At 34.0% G+C, this 11,974-nt stretch carries 12 protein-coding genes; 5 read left to right on the plus strand and 7 right to left on the minus strand.

The genetic code is table 11. From position 1 onward, the window contains the following. The first annotated feature begins 66 nt into the window (after positions 1–66). The 3 genes from BMY56_RS12415 (at position 67) to ettA (ending at position 3,061) form a co-directional block, all read left to right on the plus strand. Entirely contained in the window at positions 67–1,038 is a 972-nt protein-coding gene (locus tag BMY56_RS12415) for a Gfo/Idh/MocA family protein (protein WP_091624680.1), read from the plus strand. Positions 1,039–1,115: 77 nt separating this feature from the next. Continuing rightward, a complete protein-coding gene (locus BMY56_RS18655) occupies positions 1,116–1,292 on the plus strand; it encodes a CAL67264 family membrane protein (RefSeq protein WP_091624683.1) in 177 nt (58 codons plus the stop codon). A 77-nt stretch (positions 1,293–1,369) separates the two neighbouring features. Further along, entirely contained in the window at positions 1,370–3,061 is a 1,692-nt protein-coding gene (gene ettA, locus BMY56_RS12425) for an energy-dependent translational throttle protein EttA (protein WP_091624685.1), read from the plus strand. Positions 3,062–3,108: 47 nt separating this feature from the next. On the opposite strand, the gene BMY56_RS12430 is transcribed toward ettA, so the two are convergent. Together BMY56_RS12430 and BMY56_RS12435 are read right to left on the minus strand one after the other, a co-directional pair. After that, the gene (locus BMY56_RS12430; RefSeq protein ID WP_091625057.1) at positions 3,109–3,930 is read right to left on the minus strand and encodes an MBL fold metallo-hydrolase; all 822 of its coding nucleotides are present in this window, start codon (positions 3,928–3,930) and stop codon (positions 3,109–3,111) included. Positions 3,931–3,940: 10 nt separating this feature from the next. After that, positions 3,941–4,399 (minus strand): GNAT family N-acetyltransferase, encoded by a 459-nt coding sequence (locus tag BMY56_RS12435; protein WP_091624689.1) that lies wholly within the window; start codon positions 4,397–4,399, stop codon positions 3,941–3,943. Positions 4,400–4,549: 150 nt separating this feature from the next. On the opposite strand from BMY56_RS12435, the gene BMY56_RS12440 reads away from it, so the two are divergent. Then, positions 4,550–5,437 (plus strand): hypothetical protein, encoded by an 888-nt coding sequence (locus tag BMY56_RS12440; RefSeq protein WP_091624692.1) that lies wholly within the window; start codon positions 4,550–4,552, stop codon positions 5,435–5,437. 68 nt (positions 5,438–5,505) lie between these two features. On the opposite strand, the gene fumC is transcribed toward BMY56_RS12440, so the two are convergent. Then, the gene (fumC, locus tag BMY56_RS12445; protein ID WP_091624695.1) at positions 5,506–6,906 is read right to left on the minus strand and encodes a class II fumarate hydratase; all 1,401 of its coding nucleotides are present in this window, start codon (positions 6,904–6,906) and stop codon (positions 5,506–5,508) included. Positions 6,907–7,077: 171 nt separating this feature from the next. Between fumC and BMY56_RS18660 the strand changes: the two genes are divergently transcribed. Beyond that, positions 7,078–7,251 carry a hypothetical protein gene (locus BMY56_RS18660; protein ID WP_091609002.1) on the plus strand — a complete coding sequence of 58 codons (174 nt, stop codon included), beginning with the start codon at positions 7,078–7,080 and terminating at the stop codon, positions 7,249–7,251. Positions 7,252–7,304: 53 nt separating this feature from the next. Here the strand turns inward: BMY56_RS18660 and BMY56_RS12455 are convergent, their stop codons facing one another. The 4 genes from BMY56_RS12455 to prfB form a co-directional block, all read right to left on the minus strand. Continuing rightward, a complete protein-coding gene (locus BMY56_RS12455) occupies positions 7,305–9,815 on the minus strand; it encodes a TonB-dependent receptor (RefSeq protein ID WP_091624697.1) in 2,511 nt (836 codons plus the stop codon). 4 nt (positions 9,816–9,819) lie between these two features. Further along, positions 9,820–10,338: a hypothetical protein gene (locus BMY56_RS12460; RefSeq protein ID WP_245737215.1), complete on the minus strand. Its 519-nt coding sequence runs from the start codon at positions 10,336–10,338 to the stop codon at positions 9,820–9,822. Positions 10,339–10,421: 83 nt separating this feature from the next. Continuing rightward, the gene (gene arsC, locus BMY56_RS12465) at positions 10,422–10,775 is read right to left on the minus strand and encodes an arsenate reductase (glutaredoxin) (RefSeq protein ID WP_091624701.1); all 354 of its coding nucleotides are present in this window, start codon (positions 10,773–10,775) and stop codon (positions 10,422–10,424) included. Between the two features lie 71 nt (positions 10,776–10,846). Next, positions 10,847–11,948, minus strand: a protein-coding gene (gene prfB / locus BMY56_RS12470; RefSeq protein ID WP_143057821.1) for a peptide chain release factor 2 whose coding sequence is annotated in 2 segments (ribosomal slippage) — positions 10,847–11,881 and positions 11,883–11,948 — 1,101 coding nt in all. Because the reading frame shifts where the segments join, the coding sequence is not laid out codon by codon here. Positions 11,949–11,974: the final 26 nt, after the last annotated feature.

Below are 11,974 nucleotides of genomic sequence, written 5' to 3' on the forward strand. Positions count from 1 at the left end.
TATTTTCTTATCTACGGATAAAGATAAGAAGTTAATTTTGGTGTTCATGCAACAAAAACAAAAAGTATGATTAAGTGGGGTATAGTAGGGGCAGGTAACATTGCACATAGTTTTTCAAAAGATTTAGCCTTAGTAATTGGCGGTGAATTAACCGCAGTGGCGTCTAGAGATTTAGACAAGGCACGGTCTTTCGCTAATGAATATGGTGCGCCAAATGCATTCGGTAGTTATGAAGAATTGTTTACAAGTAATACTGTAGATGTGATTTATATAGCGACACCGCATACCACTCATGCAGAGTTAAGTATTGCTGCAATGAAGGCAGGTAAAAATGTGCTTTGTGAAAAACCAGTGGGAGTCAATAAGGGTGAGGTAGAAGCGATGATTAAAGTGGCTAAAGAAAACAATGTTTTTTTTATGGAAGCCTTATGGACGCGTTTTAACCCTACAATTAAAAAGGTGAAAGAACTTGTAGATAATGGTACTATCGGCGATATCGGTTATTTACATGCAGATTTTGCTTTTTATGCTTTAGATCGTGACGAAAATGGAAGACTTTTGAATCCTGCTCTTGCAGGAGGTTCATTGTTAGATATTGGTATTTATCCAATATTTTTATCCTATTTAATGTTAGGTAGACCTAAAGATATAAAGGCAACTGCAAATTTTTATAAGACGGGAGTTGAGGTACAGATAAGTATGATTTTTAATTATGAAAAGGCACAGGCAATTTTGTATAGTGGGTTAAATTCTAATTCAGAAATGAAAGCTGAAATAGCAGGTAGTAAAGGTTCAATTTTTGTTCATCCTAGATGGCATGAAACTTCAGGCTATACTTTGGAAATAAATGGAGATTCTAGTGTCGTTGAGGTTGGTAAAGTTGGTAAGGGTTATACCTATGAAATTGAAGAAGTGCATAAATGCTTAAATGCAGGGAAAACAGAAAGCGATTTATGGAGTCATCAAAATAGCAGGGATTTAATTGAGATAATGGACACCGTACGAAGTAAGACAGGAATTGTTTTTCCCTTTGAATAATAGCAGGCTTAAAATTGGACAAATGTTTTAAAATTTACGATATTTGAAGTTCGCTAAAATTTTTAATTCAATAGGAAATGAATAAGAACACAGTGCTCGCATGGGCCACTTTTATTATGATATTTGTAGGCCTTTCTTTAATTGCGCTTGGCGCTTTCAGATATTACGAGGTAGCAGGTTACGGATTTGCTGCTGTTGGTATCGGATTTTTAGCTATTGCCTGGGTATTTAACGCATTAAAAGGTAGGGTTTAACTTTACATTAAAAATGTCTTAAAATAGTTATTTCTACAAAAAAGGCTTTAATATTTTTTTACTTAATACATTATTATATGTCAGATGATAAGAAGGTGATCTTCTCCATGTCAGGAGTTACGAAAACCTATAAGAATGCTAATACACCTGTTTTAAAGAATATATACTTAAGTTTTTTTTACGGTGCCAAAATCGGAATCTTAGGATTGAACGGTTCCGGTAAATCAACTTTATTGAAAATTATTGCGGGGGTCGATAAAAATTTTCAAGGTGATGTAGTTTTTTCTCCAGGCTACAAAGTTGGCTATTTAGAGCAAGAGCCAGAATTAGATGAGAATAAAACGGTTTTAGAAATTGTAAAAGAAGGGGTAGCTGAAACTGTTGCTATTCTAGATGAGTACAATAAGATAAATGATATGTTCGGCCTGCCTGAAGTTTATGAGGATGCCGATAAAATGCAGAAGTTGATGGATCAACAAGCTGTATTGCAAGATAAAATTGATGCAGCAAATGCTTGGGAGTTAGATACCAAGTTAGAAATTGCCATGGATGCGCTTCGTACGCCAGAACCAGACAAGAAAATAGCAGTATTATCTGGTGGTGAAAGAAGAAGGGTTGCGTTATGTAGATTGTTATTACAAGAACCAGAAATTCTTTTATTAGATGAGCCAACAAACCACTTAGATGCAGAATCTGTACATTGGTTAGAACATCATTTAGCGCAATATAAAGGAACTGTTATTGCCGTTACACACGATAGATATTTCTTGGATAACGTAGCTGGATGGATTTTAGAATTAGATAGAGGAGAAGGTATACCTTGGAAAGGAAACTATTCTTCTTGGTTAGATCAGAAATCTAAACGTTTAGCCCAAGAAAACAAAACGGCTTCTAAAAGACAAAAAACATTAGAACGTGAGTTAGAATGGGTGCGTCAGGGTGCCAAAGGCAGACAAGCCAAGCAAAAAGCTAGACTTAATAATTATGATAAGTTAATGAGTCAAGACCAAAAGCAGCTTGATGAAAAACTTGAGATTTATATTCCAAACGGACCACGTTTAGGTACTAACGTAATAGAAGCAAGAGGTGTTAGTAAGGCATATGGTGACAAGTTGCTTTATGAAGATTTGAATTTTAAACTTCCACAAGCTGGGATAGTTGGTATAATAGGACCGAACGGTGCTGGTAAGACAACTATTTTCAAAATGATTATGGGAGAGGAAAAACCTGATAAAGGGGAATTTGAAATAGGTGAAACAGCTAAAATAGCTTATGTAGATCAAAGTCATTCAAATATTGATGTAGATAAAACGATATGGCAGAATTTTAGTGATGAGCAAGAACTCATTATGATGGGAGGTAGGCAAGTGAATTCTAGAGCTTATTTAAGTAGATTTAATTTCTCGGGGAGTGAGCAAAATAAAAAAGTAAGTATGTTGTCTGGTGGTGAACGTAACCGTTTACATTTGGCAATGACCTTAAAAGAAGAGGGTAACGTACTTTTATTGGATGAGCCTACTAACGATTTAGATGTAAATACATTAAGAGCATTAGAAGAAGGTTTAGAGAACTTTGCAGGTTGTGCGGTGGTGATTTCTCACGATAGATGGTTCTTAGATCGTGTTTGTACCCACATTCTTGCTTTTGAAGGGAATTCAGAAGTTTACTTCTTTGAAGGTTCGTTCTCAGAATATGAGGAAAATAAAAAGAAACGGCTTGGTGGAGATTTAATGCCAAAACGAATTAAGTATAAAAAACTTATTAGATAAATAAAAAGCCCGCAATTGCGGGCTTTTTATTTTAGGCTAATTTCTATTTAGTAATCTTCATTTGGGTACCAATCTAATTGAACTACTTCAATATCTTGATTACCAGCATCGACCAATTTTTTAAACATTTCAACATCACTTACATCTGGTCGACCTCTATAGTGATATGGAAATACTTGTTTAGGTTTAAAATCTAAAACTGCAGACGCAGCACTTTCAACAGTCATTGTGTAGGGTAGGTTCATACAAACAAATGCCTTATCAATATTTTTTAAAGAACGCATTTCAGGTATATCTTCTGTGTCACCAGAAAAATAGATGCGTTGCTTATCAATAGTTAATATATAGCCATTGCCACGACCTTTTACATGAAAATCTTTGGCTTCTTCCCTTAAATTGTACATAGGTATAGCTTCAATTAATATTCCATTAAGTTCTTTACTTGATCCATTGGATAGAATTTTTAGTTTGTCGGCAAACTCATTTGGCATTTCATCAGCTACGGCTTGCGGCACTACGAACGTAGCTTTAGAAATATCAATGGCTTCTAGTGTTTCTTTATTGAAATGGTCTCCATGAATATCAGTAATCAAAATTAAATCTGGTTTTTTCTGATTTTTAAACGCGGTAGACCCACCTGTTGGGTCAATGTAAATGGTAATATCATTCCATTCAATTACTGCTGTGGCGTGTTCAATGGGTGTGATTTTTATTTCATCACCCTTCATTTTTAAAATTTTACTAGCGTCGGCTGTTTCTTCAACATTATCAGAAGTTGAATCTATTTCTTTTTCTGATTTCTTTGCATCCTTACACGCAAACGAAAGGGAAAATGTCAATAACAATACGAATAATTTTTTCTTTTTCATCATCATTTTTTTAAAGTATTAATTCCATTTTAATATCCGATCTAAGATAGAAATTATTATTCTCTAATGGTACCTCTTTAAATCCTAATTTCTTATATATATGCAGCGCCGTATCAAGTTTAGTGCTTGAATACAATATAATTTTCTTCCAATTTTCATTTCTTGCGAAATCAATGGCAAAGACTAATAGTTCTTGTCCGATTTTAAGACCTTGGTGCGATTGGCTTACGGCCATTTTCCCTAGCTCAAAATTAAATTCGGATATTTTCAGGAGAGCAAAGCAGCCAATAGGCTCATTGTCCCATAACCCAATAAAAATATATCCGCCTTTTTCGATAATTGAAGATTCACAATTGTCTAATAGTTCTCTGTCTTTTTCTTCTACGATAAAATATTCTGTAATCCAAGCTAGGTTAAGCTCCTTAAAGTTTTGTGCATATGTAGACTGGAATGGAACTATAGTTAGCATAGTCAATTTTTAAACAATTACTGGTTCTAAGTTATACTATTCTGAATAGTGAAAAAGCCAGATTTAAATTAATTTAACATCAAAAAATCTAAACGTTAAAACTTAACGTATATACACTGAACAAACAGACACCTTATTAAAATTTACATTATGACTGAAACAAAAAATAACAATGGTTTAAAGGTTTTGACCGCACTTTTAGGGGTTGTGCTTTTAGGAACTATCATTTACACCGTTAGTCTTTATCAAGATAAAAAGAAGACTGAAGTTGTACTTACTAAAGAAAAAGAATTAGTAGTTGAAGATTTAAATAGCTTAAAATCAGAGTATGATAAAGCTATTTTAGAGAGTAATGCTACTAACGAAGAATTAGTAAGCGCAAGAGACAATATTGCAAAATACATTGATTCTGTAAAAACAATGAAAGCTGATATTGGAACTTTGTCAAGATATAGAAGACAAGTTGGTGTTCTAAAGGCTGAAAGAGAGCAATTATTAAGACAAGTTGATTCCTTAACTCGTTCTAACACTATGATAGCAATGCAACGTGATAGTACGTATGTTGAATTAGAGAAGCAAACTGTTTTTAATGATTCATTGGTAGTACAGAATACGAACTTAGCTCAAGTAGTTGAGAAGGGTTCGGCATTGAACTTATCTAAATTTAATGTTGATGCTGTTAAAGAACGTAACAGTGGTAAATTGGTTTCTACACAAAGAGCTAAAGCTACAGACAAATTTAAAATTTGTTTTACAGTTGCAGATAACGTAATAGCACAAGCTGGTGATAGACAATTTTATTTAGAAGTTTTAGATCCACAAGGAAATATTCTTGGAGGAAGTAATTCTAAAACTAATGAGAATGGTGCTTCTATTACTTATAGTAAAGAGACAAGTTTCTATTTTGAAAACAAATCTTTAGATGTGTGCGATTATATCAATAAGCCATCTGGTGATTTTAAAGATGGTAACTATATGGTAAACGTATATGATGACCAATTAAAGTTATTGGGTACTTCTAAATTCGAATTGAAATAGAAGATCTACTTTATAATTTTAAAATGGCGACCAATTTGGTCGCCATTTTTTATTTTATTGATCTTAGTTTAGTCTTTTAAACTACCAACCATATTTTCTGGTTTTACCCAGTCATCATAATCTTCAGCTGTAACATATCCTAAATTAACAGCTTCTTCTTTTAAGGTGGTACCATTCTTATGTGCAGTGTTTGCAATCTCTGCAGCTTTATAATAACCGATTTTAGTGTTTAATGCGGTTACTAGCATCAAAGAATTATTCAGAAGTTGTTTAATTACTTCGTGATTAGGCTCAATACCTGCAGCACAATTTTCTTCAAAACTTACACAAGCATCCCCAATTAATTGAGCGGATTGTAAAATGTTAGCCGCCATCATTGGCTTAAAAACATTTAGTTCATAATGACCTTGAGTACCACCAACACTAATAGCAACGTCATTACCCATTACTTGTGCACAAACCATTGTTAGGGCTTCACATTGTGTTGGGTTGACTTTACCGGGCATTATAGAGCTTCCTGGCTCGTTGGCAGGAATGATAATTTCTCCAATTCCTGAACGTGGACCAGAGGCCATCATTCTAATATCATTAGCTATTTTATTCAATGAGACAGCTAGTTGTTTTAAAGCACCATGGCTTTCTACAATAGCGTCATGAGCAGCTAGAGCTTCGAATTTATTTTCGGCGGTGATGAAAGGTAATCCAGTAAAATCTGCAATATATTTTGCAACAAGTACATCATAACCTTCTGGAGTGTTTAGTCCTGTACCAACAGCAGTTCCGCCAAGTGCAAGTTCACTAAGATGCTCTAGAGTGTTTCTAAGTGCTTTTAAACCGTGGTCTAATTGAGATACATAACCAGAGAATTCTTGACCTAAGGTTAAAGGAGTGGCATCCATAAGGTGTGTACGTCCTATTTTAACCACATTTTTAAATTCTTTGGTTTTCTTGTTTAAAGTATCTCTTAATTGAGTGACACCTGGTATAGTAACTTCTACAATCTTTTTATAAGCAGCGATATGCATACCAGTTGGGAATGTGTCGTTTGATGATTGTGATTTGTTGACATCATCATTAGGCTGAATAGTTTTTTCACCTTCACCTATTACTTTACCTGCAATTTCATGAGCTCTATTAGCGACAACTTCATTAACGTTCATGTTACTTTGTGTACCAGAACCTGTCTGCCAAATAACCAAAGGAAATTGGTCATCATGCTTACCTTCTAAAATTTCATCGCAAACCTGTGAAATTAAATCTCTTTTTTCTACTGCCAATACACCAAGTTCACAATTAGCATATGCCGCCGATTTTTTTAAATAGGCGAATCCGTATACGATATCTAAAGGCATTGATGCTGACGGACCAATTTTAAAATTATTTCTTGAGCGCTCGGTTTGTGCACCCCAATATTTATCTTGTGGTACCTCTACATTGCCCATAGTATCTTTCTCGATTCTAAACTTCATGATTTTATATTTTAATGAATCTTAAGTTAACTTATTTTAATAGGTTCAAAAATAAGGCTTACATTTATTTTTATTATGACAAGATTGTTGAGAATATTGAAATTAATTTTGCATAACGTTTGCAAAAAATAATTCGTTTATGGTATCTTTGCAATATATAAGTATAAGCATATGTTTGATTTTGACCAATATTTAGGATTTTTAGCATTCTTGACCATTTTGACAATAGGTTTTTGGCTAATGATGTTTTTGTTATTATTTGTTGTTCCATACTGGTTAGGAGGAAACATAATTGAATTGTTAAAAGAAAGACGCGACAAAAAGAAAGCCGCAAGAGAAGCATAAATAAAAAAAAGAAGCCAATTGGCTTCTTTTTTTATGTCTATTATATTTTAGGTTTAGAACTCTTCATCGTCTCCGCCGTAGTTATTTCCTCTTCTCTCATTTTTCTTTTTCTCATTGATTCTGTAAATGAAGGCCAAAGTAAATTGTCTTTGTCTCCATTGAAATTCACTATCTGATGTGAAATAAGAATCATCATTTAAACCGTCCATTGTATCTGTAAAAGATCTTCTTTTTCTTGAATTTAATAGGTCACTTACATTAAACGAAATCGTTCCGTTATCCTTAAAGACATCTTTGCTAAAAGCTAAGTCTAAGGAAAATATACCTTTACTCTCAGTTTGAGAGTTTTGAGATGGTCCTCTATAGAATCCGTTTGTTTGCCAATCAATTTTGCCTGGTAACGTCACTTTAGAACTGAATCTAGAGAACCAACTTGTGTTGGTAGCTCCGTAGTCTATACCGTTAAATAAACCTTCCGTTTGAAATTGAAAGAAGTTAAAACTACCATTCAATCGTAACCATTTTTCTGGGCTGTAAAGTAATCCGATTTCAGCTCCGATGCGCTGATTTGTTGAAAGATTGATTGGGAGTGTTCTAATGATATTGATTCCGTCAATTGTTGTTAGACCTGTATCTTCTTGGATACGCTCAAAAGAACTAGTCTCTTTTTGAAGGTACACAGATGACGTTAAGGTAAGTTCGTCCCAACGTTTTAAATAGCCTATGTCATAGGCATTAGCAAATGCAGGGTCTAAATCTGGATTACCTTGAAAAATATTGGTACGGCTAGATCTTGACGGGAATGGGTTTATGAAGTAGCCACGAGGTCTATTTATTCTTCTATTATATCCTAAACTGAAATTTTCTTTATCACTTAATTCATAAATCAAATTTAACGTTGGAAATAATCCCAAATAATTTTTGTCAAAATTTAAATCTATTTCAGTACCCAAAATTTCTTGCAGTTCGGTCAAATCAACTGAAGCATCTACATTTCCTTTTAATTGGGTGTTTTCTAGTCTAAGACCTAATAGATATGAGAATTTGCCATATTTATTGCCATACTGTGTATACAGAGCATTAACATTTTGATTATAGGTGAAAACATTGGTCAAACCCAAATTGGCTTCAAACTCGCCTGTTTGCAAATTCAATTGTTCTAGTCTAAAATCATTAGAATTTTCTTCGAAATTACCACGGTAACCTGCTTCGAATTGGGCTTCGCCAAGTGGTAAAACATAATCTGCTTGAATTAAAAATTCTTTTTGTAATTGTGTTTCATATATATTTTCCTTTGCAATTAAATCTGAATTAGGAAAAGTAGAGTTCTCGGCAATTGTTGTGGGTTGTATTTCTTTATCAAAAGAATATTGAAAATCGGTAGTTAACTTTTGTCCGTCTTCATTAATGTTGTTTATGTAATTAAGTGATAATTGGTAACTTTTATCATCTTGTTTTTCGACTTCCCTTCTTAGGGTTCTACTGTTAATAATTGTTTCAATAAATCTAGTTGTATTATTCTCTGTAATATCTTGCTCATCGCTAAAACGGCCGAATACACTACCGGTAATCGAAGATTTATCCGTTATAAAATATTCCATTCCTAGGTTGACATTATAGCCAATATCCCTTCTTTCAATATCTCTGTCTTCAATAATGCGATTAAAGTTATCAGGGTTGGTGTCAAAATAATTATTATCGAAATAGCCATTACCTGGGGTACCCCGGTAGAAATATCCAATAGTGTTAAAAATATTGAATTTATTTGTACGTAAATTTAAATTAGAGGTAATAGAGCTAGCGGTAGGATAACCAACAGTGGTATTAATGGTACCATTAAAACCTAACGTCTTTTCTTTCTTTAATACAATATTTAATATTCCAGCGGTTCCTTCGGCATCGTATCTTGCAGACGGACTTGTAATGACCTCAACTTTTTCGATAGCATCAGCAGGTAATTGCCTCAAGGCATCCGTAGATCCAAACCCTGCAAGTGCCGATGGTCTGCCATTTATTAAAATTCTAACATTGTCATTCCCTCTTAAGGCGATGGCACCATCTACATCAACGGTCACGGATGGAATATTGTTCAGGGCATCACTGATATTCGCACCGCTGGTGGTAAGGTCTTTACCAATATTATATATTTTTTTATCTAAGCGAACTTCTACTGTAGTCTTTTCGCCGACTACCTCAACAGCGTCTAATTGGGCAACATCTAAAGATAATTTTATGACGCCTAAGTTGGTGTTTTCAGAAAGTAATTGATTTGGTTTTTTGTAAGTTTTAAAAGAAATATATTCAATACTCACGTTGTATTTACCTGGGTTGGTTTCAACACTGTAGTTACCATCCATATCGGTAATGCCACCGGTTATCTTTTCAGGATTCTCTACACTTTGTAAAACTAGAGTGGCATATTCTAATGGTTCATTGGTTTCTTGATCTAAAACCTGCCCTGTTATAACAATCGTGCTCTTTTCCCGGTCTCCCCCCGGTCTTTGACTATATGTGTAATTAAAAGATAGTATTAGGAGTAGGAGTAATGGGAAAAGTTTTTTCATTTAATTAGTTTTTAGTTTTCTTTCGTTTTTCTTTTTTCTTTTTTTTCGACTTCTTAAGTGTCTTTGCAACACCTTCTTTTTGCATGGCTACAAATGCTTCATATTTTTCTAATGGTAAACCAGCTTTTAATTCTTCATCTTGCCTCTTTGTAATATTTTCATAAACCTCAAGCATTTTTTCGGGAGGCAATTTTAATATTTGAGCTTCAATACGTTCTTGCACGTACTTTTTTAGAACAGAACTTAAAACCGCTTGCTCAAAATCATTTAAACCAAGAGCTTCTGAAATTCTAGGCATTTCACCATCAACTAATTGCTCTGCTGTTTTCGGTTCTGGCTCTTTCTGAGTTTCCTGCGCTTGGGGTATAGAGCTTCTTTGACTACCATAACCGTAGTTTCCTCTTCCTCCATAGCCATATCCACCTCCGCCGTAACCGTACTGTGCGTAAATTTCAGAACTCCCTAATAGAACAGACAGTATGATGAAAAATCTAATACTACCGCATTTCATTACTTTTTTCATATGCTTTGATTGTAAAATTAAACTTTGGTTTAACTGTAATTGGTTAATTCTTTGTTAATATGTTTAATTTATTTTAATATAGATTAAACGTTTTTATTGATTATTGACTCTATATTCGTTGCCGGTCTGCCTATTACGGCACTTTTTCCGTTAATAATAATTGGTCTTTCAATCAGTTTTGGATATGCTATCATTGCTTCTATTATTTCCTCATCTGATAAAGGCATGTTTTTGAATTTTTCTTTCCAAATAGCTTCAGATTTTCTAACCAGATTTATTGGTTTTATATCTAAACAATTTATGATATTTTTAAGTTCATCTTTGGTTGGTATATCTTCCAAGTAATTTACAACTTCAAATTTCTTGCCAGAATTTTCTAAAAAAGCAAGACCCTCCCTAGATTTTCTACATCTTGAATTATGGTATATTTTAATCATAATAGTACATGGTGTAATTTAAATATATAACTTTTCCTACTTCTTAATTCGAGAAGTAGGAAAAGCTAATGCTATTCTTCTTCTTTTTGGCCCATCATCATTAGAAATGCTTTTAGAAACTGGTCTATATCTCCGTCCATAACATTATCAACGTTTCCTGTTTCTTCACCAGTTCTTACATCTTTTACAAGCTTATATGGATGCATTACATAGTTCCTAATTTGAGAACCCCATTCAATTTTCATCTTAGAAGATTCAATTTCTTGTCTTGCCTCCATTTTCTTGCGAAGTTCAATCTCATATAATTGAGATTTAAGCATTTTCATTGCCGTAGCTCTATTATCATGCTGACTTCTACTATCTGAACATGAAATTTGTATACCTGTGGGGTGGTGCGTCAATTGAACCTTGGTTTCGACCTTATTTACATTTTGGCCACCTGCACCGCTAGACCTTGCTGTAGTAATAGTAATATCAGCAGGATTTATATCAACTTCAATACTATCATCTACTAATGGATATACATATACAGATACAAAAGATGTATGTCTTTTTGCATTACTGTCAAATGGGGAAATTCGCACCAATCTGTGTACGCCATTTTCTCCTTTTAACCATCCAAAAGCAAATTCGCCATCAATTTCTAACGTAACTGTTTTAATACCTGCTACATCACCTTCTTGGTAATTTAGTTCCTTAATTTTATAACCATTTTTTTCTGCCCACATCATATACATGCGCATAAGCATTGCAGCCCAATCACAACTTTCTGTACCGCCAGCACCTGCGGTAATTTGTAATACTGCTGGCAGTTCATCACCTTCCTCAGAAAGCATATTCTTAAATTCCATCTTTTCAATGGTATTCAAAGCTTTCTCGTATTGTTGTTCGACTTCTTCTTCTGTAACTTCTCCCTCTTGTTGAAATTCTATTAATACTTCCAATTCGGAAACAAGCATTTCTGCCGCATTATAATCATCTACCCATTGCTTTTTCGATTGGATGAATTTCATATGCGCCTGTGCTTCCTGCGGATTGTTCCAAAAATCAGGTGACAAGGTTTTTTCTTGTTCGTTCTCTATTTCTATTAATTTGGCATCAATGTCAAAGATACCTCCTCAACGCACCAAGGCGATCTAAAAGACCTTTGTAGTGGTCTGTACTTATGTTCATATATTTAAATTTTGGTAAAAATAATA

It is taken from the genome of Maribacter orientalis (assembly GCF_900109345.1).
Classification (GTDB): domain Bacteria; phylum Bacteroidota; class Bacteroidia; order Flavobacteriales; family Flavobacteriaceae; genus Maribacter; species Maribacter orientalis.